At 40.5% G+C, this 17714-nt stretch carries 16 protein-coding genes and 3 pseudogenes; 2 read left to right on the forward strand and 17 right to left on the reverse strand.

From position 1 onward, the window contains the following. Positions 1-16: 16 nt before the first annotated feature. From BO48_RS14950 to BO48_RS14985, 8 genes are all read right to left on the reverse strand, one after another. Entirely contained in the window at positions 17-691 is a 675-nt protein-coding gene (locus BO48_RS14950; protein ID WP_496368650.1) for a YveK family protein, read from the reverse strand. Positions 692-709: 18 nt separating this feature from the next. Beyond that, positions 710-1813, reverse strand: coding sequence for a sugar-transfer associated ATP-grasp domain-containing protein (locus BO48_RS14955; RefSeq protein WP_496368652.1), 1104 nt, complete (start codon positions 1811-1813; stop codon positions 710-712). Between the two features lie 105 nt (positions 1814-1918). After that, the gene (locus tag BO48_RS14960) at positions 1919-2977 is read right to left on the reverse strand and encodes an NAD-dependent epimerase (RefSeq protein ID WP_496368654.1); all 1059 of its coding nucleotides are present in this window, start codon (positions 2975-2977) and stop codon (positions 1919-1921) included. A 21-nt stretch (positions 2978-2998) separates the two neighbouring features. Further along, a complete protein-coding gene (locus BO48_RS14965; protein ID WP_496368656.1) occupies positions 2999-3766 on the reverse strand; it encodes a formyl transferase in 768 nt (255 codons plus the stop codon). Then, entirely contained in the window at positions 3759-4736 is a 978-nt protein-coding gene (locus BO48_RS14970; protein WP_496368658.1) for a polysaccharide deacetylase family protein, read from the reverse strand. Before BO48_RS14970 ends, BO48_RS14965 begins: the two co-directional genes overlap by 8 nt. 559 nt (positions 4737-5295) lie before the next feature. Then, the gene (locus BO48_RS14975) at positions 5296-6483 is read right to left on the reverse strand and encodes a glycosyltransferase (protein WP_496368660.1); all 1188 of its coding nucleotides are present in this window, start codon (positions 6481-6483) and stop codon (positions 5296-5298) included. Positions 6484-6565: 82 nt separating this feature from the next. Next, positions 6566-7927, reverse strand: a complete 1362-nt coding sequence (locus BO48_RS14980) for a hypothetical protein (RefSeq protein ID WP_496368662.1) — start codon at positions 7925-7927, stop codon at positions 6566-6568. Next, positions 7920-9131 (reverse strand): lipopolysaccharide biosynthesis protein, encoded by a 1212-nt coding sequence (locus BO48_RS14985; protein WP_496368664.1) that lies wholly within the window; start codon positions 9129-9131, stop codon positions 7920-7922. Before BO48_RS14985 ends, BO48_RS14980 begins: the two co-directional genes overlap by 8 nt. A gap of 840 nt (positions 9132-9971) precedes the next feature. On the opposite strand from BO48_RS14985, the gene BO48_RS14990 reads away from it, so the two are divergent. Continuing rightward, positions 9972-10145, forward strand: coding sequence for a hypothetical protein (locus tag BO48_RS14990; RefSeq protein ID WP_496368666.1), 174 nt, complete (start codon positions 9972-9974; stop codon positions 10143-10145). Positions 10146-10192: 47 nt separating this feature from the next. Here BO48_RS14990 and BO48_RS14995 read toward each other — a convergent pair. The 9 genes and pseudogenes from BO48_RS14995 to BO48_RS15035 all read right to left on the reverse strand — a co-directional run. Beyond that, a pseudogene (locus BO48_RS14995) lies at positions 10193-10450 on the reverse strand (type II toxin-antitoxin system death-on-curing family toxin); the annotation flags it as partial. 51 nt (positions 10451-10501) lie between these two features. Further along, complete coding sequence (locus BO48_RS15000; protein ID WP_496368668.1) at positions 10502-11926, reverse strand: SLC13 family permease; 1425 nt, start codon at positions 11924-11926, stop codon at positions 10502-10504. Between the two features lie 89 nt (positions 11927-12015). Continuing rightward, positions 12016-12660 (reverse strand): HAD family hydrolase, encoded by a 645-nt coding sequence (locus BO48_RS15005; RefSeq protein WP_496368670.1) that lies wholly within the window; start codon positions 12658-12660, stop codon positions 12016-12018. A gap of 53 nt (positions 12661-12713) precedes the next feature. Beyond that, positions 12714-12899: an antitoxin VbhA family protein gene (locus BO48_RS15010; protein WP_496368672.1), complete on the reverse strand. Its 186-nt coding sequence runs from the start codon at positions 12897-12899 to the stop codon at positions 12714-12716. 162 nt (positions 12900-13061) lie between these two features. Next, complete coding sequence (locus tag BO48_RS15015) at positions 13062-13646, reverse strand: hypothetical protein (RefSeq protein ID WP_496368674.1); 585 nt, start codon at positions 13644-13646, stop codon at positions 13062-13064. Then, on the reverse strand, positions 13627-13821 hold the full coding sequence (locus tag BO48_RS15020; RefSeq protein WP_496368676.1) for a hypothetical protein: 195 nt from the start codon (positions 13819-13821) through the stop codon (positions 13627-13629). Before BO48_RS15020 ends, BO48_RS15015 begins: the two co-directional genes overlap by 20 nt. A 387-nt stretch (positions 13822-14208) precedes the next feature. Further along, positions 14209-14517 carry a putative quinol monooxygenase gene (locus tag BO48_RS15025; RefSeq protein ID WP_496368678.1) on the reverse strand — a complete coding sequence of 103 codons (309 nt, stop codon included), beginning with the start codon at positions 14515-14517 and terminating at the stop codon, positions 14209-14211. Between the two features lie 102 nt (positions 14518-14619). Continuing rightward, positions 14620-15972 carry a M20/M25/M40 family metallo-hydrolase gene (locus BO48_RS15030; RefSeq protein ID WP_496368680.1) on the reverse strand — a complete coding sequence of 451 codons (1353 nt, stop codon included), beginning with the start codon at positions 15970-15972 and terminating at the stop codon, positions 14620-14622. A 128-nt stretch (positions 15973-16100) separates the two neighbouring features. Beyond that, positions 16101-16409 (reverse strand): annotated as a pseudogene (locus BO48_RS15035) (transposase); the annotation flags it as partial. 100 nt (positions 16410-16509) lie between these two features. Between BO48_RS15035 and BO48_RS15040 the strand changes: the two are divergent. Then, positions 16510-17660 (forward strand): annotated as a pseudogene (locus BO48_RS15040) (IS3 family transposase). Positions 17661-17714: the final 54 nt, after the last annotated feature.

Below are 17714 nucleotides of genomic sequence, written 5' to 3' on the forward strand. Positions count from 1 at the left end.
ATATCACCACCCCTTTTCAATTTTCTATCTTATCTATTGAACCGATAACAGGTATTGATAAATGTTTCGATACATCTTCTTCATTCCTGACTGATTTATCAAAGAATGCCTGTCCAAATGCAAGGGTCACGCCTGCCATGAAACCGACAACAAGCCCCAGCACGACATTCATGAAAGTATCTGGAGAAACCGGTGATGTGTCCGCTTCCAAATCTGCCGGAGCAAGAACCGATACGTTATCCACGTCCATGATTTCAATGACCTGTTCCTGAAACACGCCTGCGATTTCATCTGCGATGACGATCGCTTCCCCGATACTGTCTTCTGTAACCGTGACAGTAATCACCTGGGATTGATCCTGATTTGAAACGGTAATTTGTCCGGATAAATCTCTGATCGGCATGTTGAGATCCAAATTATTAATGACTTCCTCCAATATGATTGGACTGAGAATGATGTCTCTGTATGTCATGATCAGCTGAAGGCTCGTTTCAATGTCCTGATTGTTCACAGTACCGGTGCTTTCAGGCTGGCTGACAAGTATTTGGGTTTCCGCTTCATATTTTGGAGTAAGTAATAAAAAAGTCACCAGAGCCATGAAAAATCCTGTGAACAGCGTTAAAGTAACAATCATAAATGTATTTTTCCGCAAAATCTTCAAAACGGTCTCTAGATTGAATGAATCACCCATACTGATTTCCCCCTCGCTCTATTTGCTTAACCGCATCATCTTTTCTGTATTTTCACCGAAAATGGGTTTGCCACTGACCATTTGCGGAAACCAGACGGATTGGCCAAAGATGTTGATTTCCAACAGCACGATTTCCTCGTTCGAATCAATTGTGAAGTCCCATGAAATGATTCTCATATGCGGTGTTTTTTCATGCATTTCTTTTGCAGCACTGATGACTTCCGGAACTTTTGAAAGTTTTAAATCTTCAAATACAGTACCTGTATCCGGATGGTAGTGATAGACTTCCTTGAAATGCGTATATCCTTCCCTGTTCAGCTGACCGTCATCTGAAACGGCGACTGATACACCGCCGGCCTGGATATTATCCACATGATTACCGCCTCTTCCCATGCTCAAAGTCACGGGTGCATGATCGACACGGTGGTCAACCAAATAAGTGATGACCCTTAAAGTATTTACCGAATGCGGATAAAGCGCCTTCATTTTCGAACTTGGTATGATCCTCTCCTGGGCGATAAAATCTTGATTGTACCCTGCGAGTATTTCAGCAACTGTTTTCTTCGAACGCGCGTCAATCCCTTCCTTAAAGTTGAAGAGATGAACAGAATCTCCAGAACTGGAATCCATTGTCGGTTTAATGATGCACTCGCCGATGTCATTAAGTGTTTCAATCGCATCTTTCCGGCTAATGATATTCCTATCCCCGCTGTAGAAGATACCGCTGTTGTTAATCAAATAAGTATCTGGCAACCGCACATTTTCAATGTCTTTATAGTAAATCGGATAAAGGCTTTTATCACTGATGATTTTTGCGACTTCCCTATTGTTAAGCTTTCTTTCAAGTTTTGTCGTAAATATTATTTCCGGAAAATATTTTTTATTATATGCTCCGTTGTAACTCTGGTAAAGTCTGTGCCATCTCGTCGATATTTTCCTGCCGTAATGTCTCTTCCAAAAATTTTCTACTTCCTTTTCCTGACGGGCGTCCAGCTCAATGTCTTTATAAAGCGGTTTCTTTCTGAAAATATTGAAATACTCACCCAGAAAAATCTTTACAAGATATAAAGATAGAATAAATTTCATGCCGCCTTTTATTACTGCTTTTATGAGATTTTTCATATACATGCTCCCTTCATAACAGTCTCAAAAACTAACTTCTCAATATCGAGATATATGGTTGCAAAAATTTCCTCAGCGATTGAATAATACAGATTCGGAGCACGCTTAAAAGCCCGATACTTTTTTCTCATCAAAATCAGCCGGGCGGTACTTCTCATCTTCATAATATTCTATATACCAGTCTATAAATTTGTTGATGCCGTCCTGGATATCAGTGGACGGTTTGAAATCTATCGTATTATACAAGTCATTGACGTCGGCATATGTGGCCGGCACATCTCCAGGCTGCAGGTCCATATAGTTTTTAACGGCAATTTTCCCCAGTCTCTTTTCAATCGCTTCGATAAACGACATCAGTCTGACCGGTGAATTATTGCCGATGTTATACACTTTATAAGGTGCAGCACTTGAAGCCGGATCAGGTTTTTCACCCGTCCATTCTTCATTTCCGGCTGCAGGATGATCGATCAATCTTACGATGGATTCGATGATATCATCCACATAAGTGAAATCACGCAGCATATTGCCGTGGTTATATACATCAATCGGCGCATTTTCCAAAATCGCCTTAGTAAACTTGAACAATGCCATATCCGGTCTTCCCCAAGGCCCGTAGACGGTAAAGAATCTGAGTCCGGTTGTCGGCAGTTGATACAGATGGCTGTATGTATGTGCCATCAGTTCATTGGCTTTTTTAGTCGCTGCATAAAGACTGACCGGATGATCGATATTGTCCGATGTGGAAAATGGAAGCACTGTATTGGCACCATAAACAGAACTTGAAGATGCATAGATGAGATGTTTCACCTTACAATGCCTTGAACCTTCAAGAATACTTGCAAAACCATTCAAATTGCTCGTAATATAAGAGTGCGGATTTTCCATGCTGTACCGGACCCCTGCCTGTGCAGCAAGATTGATCACAATTTCCGGCTGTTCCTCTTTAAATATCGCCATGACAGCTTCGCTGTCCTCAAGATCAACCCTGTAATTTTTAACTCTGTCCTCCAACAGCACATGTAACCTGTCCTCTTTCAACTTTTGTGAATAATAGTCGTTGACGTTATCAATGCCAATGACATGATAACCCTTGTCTAATAAGCGCTTCGTTAAATGCGAACCGATAAAACCAGCCACACCTGTGACTAAAATAGTATTTTTCATTAGATTGGCCCCCTAAATCCCCTATTTCACTTTCTTTAAAACCCTCCCATATACGTACTGCCATAGTGTCGGATGTGTCCATAAGCGGCTTTCATTCGAAAGCGGTGTTTGATACTTGATATTGTCATCCAATATCGAACGTATGATGCGGTTGTGATTCAGCAAAGCTGCGCCGGTCTGGAGATGCGGGTAGGTCAAAAAATTATCCCTCTCACTGACTTGGACGGTGGATTGATCAAGAACCAGACCCGTATCAACGCCTTCATCAACAAAGTGAGTGGTAGCCCCCACCAGATCTGTATCATTTTCAAATAAAGCCCAGTATCCCCCGTGGACCCCTCTATACTTTGGTGTGATACCGACATGTATATTCAAAAAATGACAATCGACGGAATCAAGTATATGACTTTTTATAATCGGTGTCCCGTTGATGATGACCAAATCCGGGTCTAGCCGTGATATTGCCTGCTGCATGTGGAGCGAGTTCACTGAACCAACGTATTCTATCTTTTCCTCAGGGATATTTTCCCTGTTCATGCCATATGCTTCATTAATCTCTTCAATTCTCTGCTCGGCACTTCCCCTTAAAAATAACTTCGTATATATTATGAATAAGATCTGGCCCATCACTTTCAAAAAGCCGAATCTTTTAACGCGCTTCTTTAAAAATTCACTTTTCCTGCCATCACCAACGATGAATACCTTTGAAACCTGAAATGACTGTTCAATGTTGTTATATACATAATTGGAACTGTCACCGGCACCGCAAATCATTATGATTTTATCCATCTGCCCTCACCTTTTCTACATATGATTCCATACTCTCAGAGCTGAAGTGATAGGTTTTATTCAAGTGTTCAAAATGCTCAATGATTCTTTTTAGAAATATGAAATTCTCTTCGGTATGACTTGAAAAATTGTGAGGATGCCACCATAGATGATAATATTGATTATTCTTGGCTGCATATGTCATTTCATTTTTGATTCTATTCAGCTGAAGATTTTTAAACGGGCGGCTGGTTTTATTGATCGGGCGGAGAAAACGGCTTGCTTTGATATTATAGACTTTTTGCTGTTGCTCAGGATTGACGTAAGTGATATTGCCCGCTATGTTCAGGTAGGTATCGATTAAGTGCAGTGCCCGGAGAAGAAGGTTGTCTTCTCTTCTTGTTTTATATATGAAGTGTTCAGGGTTTCCCCTGAAAATATTGATTTTATGATTCGGTAGATTTTCTATGTATTGCTGATTATACTGGTTTCGTGGAAACACGATGCTTGTAAATGGAATATCATTTTTAGAGGCGATATCCCTTGCATGCATCAGATCATTATTGAATTGTTCAATCGTCTGTCCGTCTTCCAGACAGTAATAATGTGAAAAAGTGTGGGTGCCTATATCCTGATAGTTAGACGCTTTTAACAATTTGATTAAATCCGATGCAAAAAATACATCATCTGTATATTCATCAGTTTCATGCAATAAAGAAAATGATTTATAATTGTTCAGCTGAGAATCAGTATACGATGGCATCTGTATAAAAGGCAGCATACTTTCCAAATCATCCGAACCATCTATCATTAATAAACCGACAGTCGACCAGGTGGCTCTGATGGAATGTCTTTCAAACAAATCAATCAGATCAGCAACAACCGACCGGGTATGTTTGAATCTGCGCAGATTGCTCAAATAATCTTCACAATCCAGCACACCCCAAAACAATTCGAAATCCAAAGAAATGATGAAAGATCCATTTTTCATGTTTACCACCACTTTTCAAAATATGCTCTTTTCATCACATGTCATATTCTATATTTATAATATATTTACACTTTATATGTTTAAATACATTATATGCATATACAATTAAATATGCAAGCACTATTTTTATTATTCACCTTATCACATTACTAAAACGATAAAACAAAGCGTTCTCAATGTATATTTTGAATATATCAATGTATATATGGATTTTATAAGGTTTATAACACTTGTATTAGTGTTTTATTGAATAATCAATGTATAATATATGAAAACATTTAAATGTATAACACTCCTTGAAACATGCACATCAAGACTGATTTCAGTTCATATACTTTCTCTCATAAATGAATTTTTCATGCATATAAAATATATATTTATTTTCTTTGTTTTGTCAGTAAAAATACCTTGTATGAGAACATAAAATAACCGGTTTGAATTAAAAAGGATTCAAACCGGTTAATTTCTCTATATATTTTATTGTTCTTTCACATAAATAGTCTTTCGTTTCAAACCAGAGAATCATTTTTCATTACACATGAACTTCCAAAGAACACATTCATACTTGAATGTTTTGATTTTTAATGATTTCATTCTGAATGAAAGTGTAGATTGTGTCATCTCTTTTCTGCTGTAATTTCCAGCGGTCGAATTTCTCCAGCGTTGCTGCGTATGAACTGATGATATCCTTTTGGTCTTCATTCAATACGTTGGTGAGCGCATTCTCAAAAGTCTTGTAATCTACAGGAGTGAATATGAACCTCTCCTCGATAATTTCCGGCGTGCCCCCTACATTTGTCGCGATGACCGGAACCTGATTGTTCATGGCTTCCAAAACCACTCTCGGCAGTCCCTCGGTCATACTTGGATGTATGAACAGATCCAATGTTTTAAACCAGTGGTTGACCGCAGATCTGGTTTTCAATTCACCTTCTTTAATGAGCTTTACAGAAGGATTCTTCCTGTACAATTTCTCTATCCTGCTGTTTTCCCCTCCCCCGGCAATGGATAATTCGAATTGTGTGCCGTGTGTTTCTGCGTACTGTTGAAGGAATTTCAATCCATTATAAAAATTTTTATATGTGACATTCATGGCGCCCATAAACCCGACCCTTATCAATGGATAATCCTTCAGCCTCGCTCTTGTCATGTAATCATCTGGCACCGGCGCAGTGCCCACCCCGATAGTCACGTTGGATATGGATGACTGCTTGTTAGAATTCGGGTAAAGGTTCTGCAAATATTGCTCCGTTACATAGATGACCGATTCCGCGTGCTTTACTACCTTTTTCACTTTCCAATGGTAGTAAGGTGCTATAATTTTCCCCAAAGCACCGCCTCTGTAATGTAAAGTATCATAACCGTTACCCACGACTTCCACGATATAAGGCTTCCTGAATTTCCGGACGAACCGATAGGCATCTATGCCTAAAATGCTCGGGAGACGCAGTATTACGAAATCGGTCTGTTCTATAATCGGTTCCATTTTACTGATGGACTGCCCCCTGTTTTTCAACGCTTTTAAACTGCTGTAGTTCTCAATCGGGTTAAAAATGACATCGTCCGCCTGATAAGGCTTCAATTCATAATATTTCTGCTCATCAGATCCATCTTTTCTGCATATGATATCCAGTTGTTTAATATGGGATAAATAACGCTCCTTCAAGTTCGCCACCATTTCTTCATCCGGATATACTGCTTCGCCATTTGCATGAATCGGAAAATCATGTATAAATACGCCTTTCATATCCCTTCCCTCCCTTGGTGAAATTCAACTTCTTCCCTTACAAAAATCTATTTCTTACGTAAAACTTACTTCTCCCTGCATGTCATCCTTCGTTTTCAACCCCGATACGTATCAGATAAGCATAAATATTTAACGATACAAAGATTAATATAATCGAAGAAAACTCATTTAAAAAGATGCTGATATTTTGGAGCGGTGTGATCAACATCCTCAACATGATGACGATGATAATCAGAGTGGTAAACAGATGAGTCCCTTTCAAATATTTCAGCAAAATATATAGTGTAGCCGTGAACAATATGACCGAAAACAGATTCCCGGCGAAGCTGAATGCATAATGGAACTGCCCAACCAGAGGGATAATCTGTGAAACATGTCCCTCCCCAAATATCCTCTCATTAAATAATACGCTACTGGTTTCCAGCGTATCCGACCGCCACAGCAGATTCAGCCCAAGAAACGGCCGCACCAGATCATAGAGAAATGTGAGTATGGGATTTTGGTCTGACATTGTCCCCAGTTCCATACTTAAAGCCACATTATAAACCCCACCCATGTAGACCTGCAGGTTATCTGTGATGAAAGCAGCCGTGTCTTCTACAATTCTGTATTCAAACGTCCCTCTGATCTGTGAAATGAGATACATGGACGTCACGAGGAAAAATACCGAGATGAAGTTATAGATGATCATTTTACGTCTGTATAAATAATTGAGCACAAGAAAAGAGGCGACGAACGGCAGTATGACATCCATTCTGTTGACACCGATGAAGATGGAATTCACTGCAAGAACGAAAACAACTGAACTGAAAATGTAAAGCCCATTCCTGCTTCCTTCATACTGTTTATAAAAATATTGCAGTGCAAATCCAATCAGTAAATATTTCGAGATGTATACGCAGAAGAAAATTAAATTTTGAAGCTGGTTCGATTCACCAACATTTTCACCAACACCGAGACCCAAAAAACTGAGTTCGTGTAAGACGAGCGGCGATACGAGAATCGTGAATACAATGAATAACCGGTAGATGAACTCCCTGGAGGGGTGTTTGAACTTCAAATCCAGTTTCGTCCTGTATAAATTGATATCCACATTTTTTAAAAACAAATAGTAGAAAATATTGATCAGGATAAACTCCACACCCATTAAGGCGATTGCCATATCAAAACTGCTTTCCGCAGGCGGGATATGTGCACGGCCGGAGTACCATCCAGTATAAACCACCATGAAATTCAGGACGACGAATCTGAGAAAGTACAAAAAATATATCAAGTTGATCACTATCTTCTTCGAACCCGACCAGCTCATAATCACGGCAAAGACACCATAGATGAAAGGCAGTAAAAACACGTTATCATAACCGTAATGAACGTTATTTACAGCAACATAAATAGATACGAAGAAGGCCAAGGCAGCCACTACACCGTAGATTACTCTATTCATAAGCCCCCCTCCTTCTCACATGGACATTGTAATAAACAGCTTTTGACACTGTGTTCAAGGCACTCAGCAATAATAATGTCAGTGCTGCGCCCAATAACCCGAAGGCATCCACCAGTAAGAATCCGAATACTAAAGTGATGATTGAGACAGCTGCCAGGATGAACGGCTGGAGTTTTAAAGCGCCGCTGATCAGAAGCGATGAATCATATGCCCAGCCGGACATACTCAATGAAATGACAGCACTGAATATATACAGCAGATAACTGTGTTCACCAAATTCTTCTGAAAATAAGACCGTCAGCAAAATCTCTCCGAAAAAATAAGAAGGAATGATGAAAAGTAAGCCGACGATGACTGCAAGAATATTTATATATATATTCAAAAACTTATTGAACTTTTCAATGTTTACGGCGTAAATATCTTTTAAATACGGCAGCAATGTCTGATTCAGGGTGGTCATCAACAAATCGAAAATAGTAATGATGTAAAGTACCCCTGCGAATATCCCCACCGCTTCCAAACTCGCCATCTGTTCCAGCAGATATTTCGGAATATTGCTAGAGAAGCTCAACATTGCCTGAACCATACCGAGCGGGATCAATATCATGAACAACTGTTTAAGATCGATGTTCGATTTGTACTTGTCCACGTCCACAAGAGATAAGTTCACCCTTCTTTCCATCTGCAAATAGAAAAAGAAAAATAATACCTGGACGATCAGGGCAATGGTCAGACTTCCGGTGAAATACATCACGAGAAAGAAAATCACGGTGGATACTGTCACTTTTATAATGAGAAGTATCGCAGGTATATCGAACTTTTTCTCTTTGTTCGGAAAAGCCTGATAGTACTCTGTATTGATGTCCAGTATTTTAATGAACGCGACCAATATGACGATTACTGCAATATCCCGATAAAACAACACTGAAATCAGCACAATAAAAATCAATGCAGCAAGATTGGACATTCCCCTGAACTTCGAGAACTTTTGAAAGTCGACGTTATCATTGGAAACGATATACGACCTTAACTTCATATTGAACAGTAATGTAACCGGTGCCGTGATGGCCAGCGCAAGCGTATATACACCAAGTTCATATTCACTCAGGATTTTCACAATGAATATGACAATCAGGAACTTTGAAGCAGCGTTTACGATATTGCTGAAAAATACATATGAAAGACTTCTAAATATGTTTTTCATTGGCATGACCCCAATTGGAAATCTATAGTATAATGCAAACTCGAATCTTTAAGTTATCAATTTTCCCCTTGCAACTGACGGTGATATTGTTATGTAGTATTCTGCAGGTGCACTATTATTTCCGTGCACTAAAATGGCCACTCTGTGTCACTTCATACATCATGGAATTTCCATATAAGACGAACATATCAGCAACCATTCAATAAAATATTTTTTTATTCCTTCAGTGCCAGTCCTGCTTTAGATTAATATATTGATGAGCTGGAGACCGGACTGAATACCTTCCTTCTCCAGTTCTTCCCCTATTACCACCTTATCATTTATAATTTTCTCAATTTTCTTTCAATTATTTTATATTAAATATATCATCATTTCTAAAATTTAGGAAGTGATTTTAAACTTTTGTTATAAAATTACAATATAACTGGATTATTTTCAGCATATATTAATATAAGTTTGAAATAGCATAAAAAAACTGAGATTGTTATATATTCGAATCTCAGAAAAATTATTTCACCCTCTATAAACTTTTGTGATACCAGCTCATCTGTCATAGTGTTATTCCTTTATCATATCTTCAAAAACTATAAACACTCTACTTTTAAGTATATTACATATCTATAAATACATTTGGAGCAATTCATCAAAACTCGCAAATATGCAGACTTTGTAGCACTGAATTAAAAAACAAATGATGATAAAACTATTTTATCTGATGACCTTGTACGCTTCTGGATGGTAAAATTGTCTATGAGAAATAAATAATTCGTTGAGAATGTTGCATTTACACCAACTTCGAGTTGAACTACAATGAAGATAAAGTAAATAAGGGTGATACAAATGAAAGCAATATTACTGATGGTCGGTATTTTTCTAATACTCATTATTTCATTTCTAATCATATGGTTTATGACTGCAGATCGTGCCGGAAATGCAGAAGTTTCACTGCCGGAAAACAGTATTGAATATATAGGAACAGACAGAGAAGTCATCTATAACCAAATGTTCATCTAAAAATAGAACTCCTTGATCATCAAGGAGTTCTATTTTTTAACAAACTATCAATTTTTGTCTCTGACAACCGAATTTACTTCAATCCAATCTGCAATCTTATCAATTTCAGGTTTTTCTACGAGGACATAGACTGTATAATCTTCAGCCTTTTGTTGGCTCACAGTCAAATTATAACCATTTACCCACAGAAATTGTTTCATTGCAGCAAAACCGGTTCTCTTATTTGCATTAAAGAAAGGATGGTTCTGTGTGATACTACCAAAAAGAGCCACTGCTTTTAAATCAATCGAGGGATAAGCATCCTCTCCAAATACTTTTTGGGTGCGCTTCTTATATGACCTGCCTTCTGCAACAGTTTACACCCACAGCATCCAGTAAGATGATGCAGCCAGGATGGCAACGATGATGAATGTGAAGCTGGAGAACCCTGCCATGACATAATGATCTTTCTTCGTAAGGACACCTTCTTTGAATGCGAAAAACAAAGTCGGTGAATGAATCGGCAGGATGTTGGTACCGCCGATGATCATGATGACGATGAAGGCGACGATGACCGGTGGTATGCCGGCGATGTGGGCAAAGGAGACCATCACGGGAAATATGACGATGACTGCGGACGTCGGGACGATAAATATCATTCTGAATAAAAATATGATGCATGTGATGATAATGATACTGACAAACATACCTGCATCCTCAGGAACGATGGTGATCAGCTGTTCCGCGATGCGTCCGGCTGTGCCATTTTCATCCATTACGATACCTACGGACAATGCGGCACCGATCATAAGGAAATTTTCCCACGGGAACGACCGGATATCTTCGTTTTTAATCAGCCCGATGCCCGGCATTGCATACAAAACGACCAATATCATCGGCGGCAGCAGCACCGGAACGTTTTCCGGGCTGGTCAACACCCATGCCGATATCATCAGGATGAATGTGACGATGACGAACCAGAATGATTTCGACGGTTCATATTCATGGTAATCATATTTGACCTGCTGTTTAGATCGATCAAAATCTGCATCACTTTCAGATGGATATGAAAATTTGAGATAATACCATGCAAATATACTGTTGACGAGAAGTGCACACCACATCGGCGGCGCGACGATGATGAACCATCCAAGCCAGCCGATGTTCAAAATGTCATAATCGCTCAAGAGCTGTGCGGCCAGTATCGGATAGCCGCCGCCGGTGTAGACGATCATCGTGCTGTTCTGGTTGACAAAACCCATCACATACATCGCATACTTTTTGAACACGCTCTTATCTGGAAAATCAAACGCATCGTTCAGACTTTCAACAAAAGGCAGAATCGTCTTCAACCTGGCAAATGCCGAGGGCATGAATATCGGCAGCAGAGACATCAATAACGGCAGGAACATCACGATCCTTTTCGGACTGATATTTTTAAGCTTCAGCAGCTTTGCCGATATCAGCTTATCCGCCTCGGTTTTTATAAGTACATCACTCAATATGGATAGGATCAGTATGAAATAGAGCGCAGATTTAAGAAACCCCGCCATCGCCTGTTCGGCCGTATCCGTCAGATTGAATAATATGATCAGCAACAGCAGCAGAATGCCCGCAGCACCTGTCGGAATCTTGGATATCGTCCAAAGATATATCGCAATGAGCAGCAGTACGACTGTACGTGACTGCTCGGCATTATACCCATGAAGGATAGTATCCGGTGCAAAGACTGCGAAAAACAGGATGCCAAGAAGAATGACCAGATGGATAAATATATTTTTATACTTGCGGATAAAGCCCATAATCATCACCCGTCCAAAACGGAACACAATATAATAGTATTATTTTACCCTTTTTGTGTCATGTGAAATCATGGCAATGATCCAGCAGCCTAAATGCTTTTCACAAATGATTCAACATCCGTGAAGAGCGCATCCGGCTGATCGCTGAATTCCGCCGTCTGGATGTTCGGCAGCCAATGCGCCCCGACCGTGTAAAGCCCCGCTCCCTTGCCTGCAGTGATATCCGTATCACTGTCACCGACGAATATCGCCGCATCCCGATCAACACCCAATGCGTCCAGCACGTCAAACACCCCTTCCGGGTCCGGCTTGAAGCGCTCCACATCGTTGCCCGACACCGTATAGTCGAATACGTCATCCATCTTGAGGAATTCCATCGAAATATCAAGACTCCGCCTGGACTTCCCCGTTACGACCGCGAGCTTATAACCCTTCTCCTTGAAATGTTCAAGCATAACATGGACAGCGCTGTCCGCTTTCACTAGACGCTCGTGGTTGTCCGTATATGTTTCGAAATAAAGTTCAATCGCCCGCTCGACATCATCACTCTCAAGATGCTCCCTGATGATTTCAGGCTCGATCGGTCCAAACATACTTTTTACTTCCTCATCACTGTAATGTTTCCCGTCGTAAGTTTCAAAAACGGTCTGAAAAGCATTGAAACTGTTCGGCAGCGTATCTGCAAGCGTCCCGTCAAAATCGAAGATTAATGTGCTGATCTTGTTTTTGTTCATGATTACACCTCTTATGTATGGAAAATACTTTACTCTGCATACGGATTATTTATCTATTGAGATACTTTGGCGTACTTTTTAAGAATTTCATCTTTCAGCTCTCTCGAAAAAATCAGTCCCTTTTCATAACCTTTGAGCAATTTTTTTGTAAAATCACTCGGCTTGCTTCCGTCGATGGCAGCCAGACCAACCGCAGTTCTGACATTACTTTGACGTTCATTAAGCCGTTCATTTTTCATAAAATAACCGCTCTCAATATTCTGTAACTTTATATGTATTCTATCATATACACAGCTTAACAAAACTTGAATGGATATCATTTCAGAAGCAAAAAATTCCTATGTTTACAGTTTTTTCATTTAATCCGTAAACATAGGAGTCATCAAATAAACCACTGTTTATTAATCGTTCAAGGCAATCTCAATCCATTTTTCCAGTGCGATGAGCGCATCAGGGTCTGCATTCTTAACTTCACGTTTCAAATAATCAAAATCAATTTCTTCGTGCGCAATTGAGATAAGATAAACACTATATTGTTGATTGTCTAGCCTGCCATAATCCATAACTCTGTCATAGAGAATATTTTCAATCGACTGTACGTAAACATATTTATTTTCATCAATTTTTAATTCAGTCACTCCATCGTAATCTGATGGATCCAACGCAGTGTCGACAAGATCGACAGCTACGTTTAATCGTTTATGTTTAAAAAGACGTTCTTTATTCTCAAAACCTAACGATAATAAATTCTCCTTTAAAATATCAGATGCAGAAGAGACAAAATCAATATCATGTGTGGTGTATTCACTGTTCGTATAAATTTCCATAGAAAAACCGCCGACGATAATAGGCATATCACTTTTACCGACCTTGTCTGACATGAGTTTGGTAATGATAGCTGCTACTTGAATCATACGGTCGAAGAGTTCGGCTTTTTCAGGAATTCTATCTAAATCTTTTCTGGCTTTATCGATGTTGTAACTCATTTTCTTTTTCCTTCATTTCTTCCAGAATTCGCTGCTTATTTGGATTTTTACGTGGCTTATCGAATGTGCGCACGCCAGGTTTGAAATCAGGGTTGACACGCCTGGCTGCCTTTATCGCCTGACTTCGTTTTTGAACATTTCTTTTACGTATATCAGATAGTTTAGCAATTTTCACTCTGACCACCTCTTACTAATCTATATATTCTATTATAATACTTTTTTAGAATGATTGGAAATTTACAAATTTAAGCTTGAAACTTTATAAAAAAGTAGGTTTGTATATCTCATTACTGATATAGAGTAAATATTTTGTCTTTCGGATAAGAACGTATATAAATACCATCTTTCTCACTCTAAATGACATGAAATATTTCAACTAACATCAACATAACAATCAATACTTCTAAATATAATAATTCCACACTGTTAGACCGTTCGCTAAAAACTCATTCAAAGATGATATAACAAATTTCTTAAAATATTAAAGTCAGATTTTCCAAAATTAAAAGGCATGTCTCCTGTAATCTTCAGGACACATACCTTCTATTTCATCATTTCCGGATTACGATACACCCTTGCCGCCTCTGACTGCTAGGGTACTAATTCTTTCCATGCCTGTAATAATCGGTTTGGCTTTAGCAATCAGTGTCTGAGTGGCTCCGAGTTCCAATGATGCCTGATGGGCCGCTTCATCAGACCATACTTCATAGACATACACTGCATCCGCTTCTTCCTCGGCCACACTGACGATATAGGCTTCACACTCTTCCAGGTCTTTCATCGATTCTGCAGCGTCAAGCAAAATGTCCACCAGCTGATCACGGTTCGCTTCATCGACGGTAAATTTTCCAAACAGGCTGAATTTGTCCATATTGTCCTCCTCTGGTACAGAATAAATTTCTTATCCATACCTCTGGTACAATATTTCCAAACACAATCGATAACAGATCACCCAGGACTTCATGTAAAACATCTATCGCCTCTCCCCCAGCACCTTGATCAGATGGCACGTACATTTAATGCCATTAAAGAAATGCTCCACTTTCAGATTCTCGTTCGGTGAATGGTTGTGCTGGTCGAAGTTGGCATACGGCATAATGATGGACGGTGTTTCAAGGATTTTCGTCCACACATAGTCAGGGAGTGAACCCGGCATGCTGGGCTGTACCAACGGTGTTTTGCCATAGGCTTCCCCGACCGCATCTGTCACCACCTGCACAATCTCCAGGTCGGAAGGTGTCCGTGAAGGATGCATGGCGCCTCTGTATGTCACTTCAATATCCGGGTCGAATGCATGGACGTGTCTTTTCACCTTGTCAAAAATATCTGCAGGATCCTGGTCGACGACGAGCCGCATATCGATATTGACCGTAGCGGTGGCCGGAATGATGGTTTTCGCATGATCCCCCGTATAACCGCTCCGGATGCCGGCGATATTAAACGTCGGTTCCATCGTGAGCCTGCGGTAGTACGCCTCCCCGTCCATGTTTAAATCTGTATAGCCGATTTTCTCACCGATGTCTTTTTCGTCGTATGGTAAAGAAGATAAAAGTCTCATATCCGTCTGTGAGGGGCCGCGAACGTTATCATAGAAACCGCTGACGTGTACGTTACCGTCCTTATCCTGCATGGTGTTGAGCAGTTCGATCATTTTCCACACCGGGTTCAGTACGACATTGCCCGTGTTTCCGGAATGGTTGTCAAAATCTGCACCTTTGACGGTCATTTCAAAGCTGAGCACACCTCTGACTCCGAGCAGTATGAGCGGGCTGCCGCTGTTATGGGACGAGCCGTCTGCGGTGTAGACAAGATCCGCTTCAAGCAGTGACTGATGGTCCTCTACAAATTCGGACAGATGGACGCTGCCGAGTTCCTCCTCGCCTTCGAAGATAAATTTAATATTGATCGGAAGCGATCCATAGAGCTCCATGTATGTTTTAATGCCTAACAACTGGGCCATGAGCTGCCCTTTGTTGTCGCCGGCCCCTCTCGCGTATATTCTGCCATCGCGAATCTCAGGAGTAAATGGATCGGACACCCAAAACTCCAGAGGTTCGACAGCCTGGACATCATAGTGGCCGTATATAAGTAGCGTGAAGTCATTATTATCGCTCATCAGCTCTCCGTAAACAACAGGATTACCCCCGGTCTCCATTATCCGGGTATCTATGCCGAAGGATTCCATATTACTTTTCAACACATCTGCGCAATGTCTGATATTTTCAGTGTCCGTACTGATACTTTTGATTTTAAGAAAATCAAACAGTAGTTCCATATACTTCTTCCGGTGATTATCTATAAAAGTATCCACCTGTTCCAGTGTCATATCCATTCCCCTTTACGTTTCAATCTGCAGTTATCATAATGTTACTATAATCGCCAACTCTAATTATAGAAACCCGGCCACCAATCTGAACCGCCACCCGTCAAGTAGACACTAAAATAATAAAACAGTTATGCAGCAGCCTGTGCCCGAAATTCTACCGGTGCCAGGCTGTTTAATTGTGCTTGTAAACGTTTGTGATTATAGAACTCAATATACTGCTCGATATCGCTTTCCAATGCCTCAAATGTGTGATACATCTTCAAGTCATAACATTCACACTTAAAATGACCGAAGAAATTTTCCATCGGCGCATTATCTGTACAGGTGGCCAACCTGGACATGCTGCGAGTCATACCGGCTTCTGTCGTGATTTGACGGAATGCTTTGGATGTATATTGGGAACCACGATCGGAATGGATCATTGGTGTGGCATCTGGATGCGTCTGAATCGCATCTTGAAGTTAGACTAGAAAATGGACACAGTAAATGCGGACGAATAGTATATAGTAAGATATCAATTTACGGAAGGTGTCCATTATGTCCAGAGGCAACAATTATGATAAACATGTTAAAGAAGAAGCAGTGAGTTTAGTGATTGATTCTGGAAAATCAATTGCCGCAGTATCCCGGGAACTGGATATTGCGAAAAGCACAGTAGGAAATTGGGTACGTGACTATAAGGATAATGGGACGGAATCGTTTGTTGGCAGCGGCAATTTGAGTCAGGAAAAACAGGCGGATAAGGATTTACAGAAAAGACTGAGAGATTTAGAAGAAGAGAATAAGATATTAAAAAAAGCTATGCGCATCTTTACCAACGACCAGAAGTAATTTACACCTTCATCGTCAACCACCGGCACGAATTCAGTGTGTCAAAGATGTGCAAAACCCTCGGTGTGTCCAGAAGTGGATTTTACCAGTGGCTGAAGCAGACCGAACCGCCACAGAAGCAACGAAAAGCAATCATCAAAGGAAAAATCAGACGGCTTCACAAACAGTCCAAATCACGGTATGGCAGCCCTAAAATCACCGCCTTGTTGCGACAAGAAGGTGTCGTCATTTCCGAACGGACTGTGACCCGCTACATGAAAGAGATGGACATTCGTTCCATCACGGCAAAGAAATATAAGGCCACGACGAATTCAAAACACAATCTGCCCGTGTACCCCAACCTTCTGAATCAGAACTTCACAGTCCGTGGGCGCGGCGAAGTCTGGGTCTCAGACATCACCTATGTCCATACGAAGGCGGGCTGGCTCTATCTGGCGACGGTGATGGACTTATTTTCCAGACGTGTGATTGGCTGGGCTATGTCAGATCGAATGACACAGGCGCTCGTCATACAGGCACTGAAACGGGCATTCCAGACACAGCCCCCCACAGTGGGTTTGATTCACCATTCAGACCGCGGCAGCCAGTATGCCGCCTTAGACTATCAGGCATTACTGCGTGAAAATGGTATCACGACAAGCATGAGTCGCAAAGGCAATTGTTATGACAACGCCTGTATTGAGTCGTTTCACAGCATTATCAAGAAAGAACTAATCCATCATGCACATTATCAGACCCGCGAAGCAGCCAGGATAAGCATACTTGAATATATCGTCAGCTTTTACAATTACGAAAGAATTCATGCATATCTCGATTATCTGTCACCCATCGCATTCGAAAAGAAATATGCCGGATAATTCCTTGATTCTGCACTTGAATTTTACGCGTTTCACAGAAAATCAGAAGCAAGT

Source organism: Lacicoccus kunmingensis DSM 17847 (assembly GCF_059568765.1).

Coding starts and splice junctions, on each gene's coding strand:
- BO48_RS14950 (WP_496368650.1), bottom strand. CDS start 691: ATGGGTGATTCATTCAATCTAGAGACCGTTTTGAAGATTTTGCGGAAA.
- BO48_RS14955 (WP_496368652.1), bottom strand. CDS start 1,813: ATGAAAAATCTCATAAAAGCAGTAATAAAAGGCGGCATGAAATTTATT.
- BO48_RS14960 (WP_496368654.1), bottom strand. CDS start 2,977: ATGAAAAATACTATTTTAGTCACAGGTGTGGCTGGTTTTATCGGTTCG.
- BO48_RS14965 (WP_496368656.1), bottom strand. CDS start 3,766: ATGGATAAAATCATAATGATTTGCGGTGCCGGTGACAGTTCCAATTAT.
- BO48_RS14970 (WP_496368658.1), bottom strand. CDS start 4,736: ATGAAAAATGGATCTTTCATCATTTCTTTGGATTTCGAATTGTTTTGG.
- BO48_RS14975 (WP_496368660.1), bottom strand. CDS start 6,483: ATGAAAGGCGTATTTATACATGATTTTCCGATTCATGCAAATGGCGAA.
- BO48_RS14980 (WP_496368662.1), bottom strand. CDS start 7,927: ATGAATAGAGTAATCTACGGTGTAGTGGCTGCCTTGGCCTTCTTCGTA.
- BO48_RS14985 (WP_496368664.1), bottom strand. CDS start 9,131: ATGAAAAACATATTTAGAAGTCTTTCATATGTATTTTTCAGCAATATC.
- BO48_RS14990 (WP_496368666.1), top strand. CDS start 9,972: ATGAAAGCAATATTACTGATGGTCGGTATTTTTCTAATACTCATTATT.
- BO48_RS15000 (WP_496368668.1), bottom strand. CDS start 11,926: ATGGGCTTTATCCGCAAGTATAAAAATATATTTATCCATCTGGTCATT.
- BO48_RS15005 (WP_496368670.1), bottom strand. CDS start 12,660: ATGAACAAAAACAAGATCAGCACATTAATCTTCGATTTTGACGGGACG.
- BO48_RS15010 (WP_496368672.1), bottom strand. CDS start 12,899: ATGAAAAATGAACGGCTTAATGAACGTCAAAGTAATGTCAGAACTGCG.
- BO48_RS15015 (WP_496368674.1), bottom strand. CDS start 13,646: ATGAGTTACAACATCGATAAAGCCAGAAAAGATTTAGATAGAATTCCT.
- BO48_RS15025 (WP_496368678.1), bottom strand. CDS start 14,517: ATGGACAAATTCAGCCTGTTTGGAAAATTTACCGTCGATGAAGCGAAC.
- BO48_RS15030 (WP_496368680.1), bottom strand. CDS start 15,972: ATGACACTGGAACAGGTGGATACTTTTATAGATAATCACCGGAAGAAG.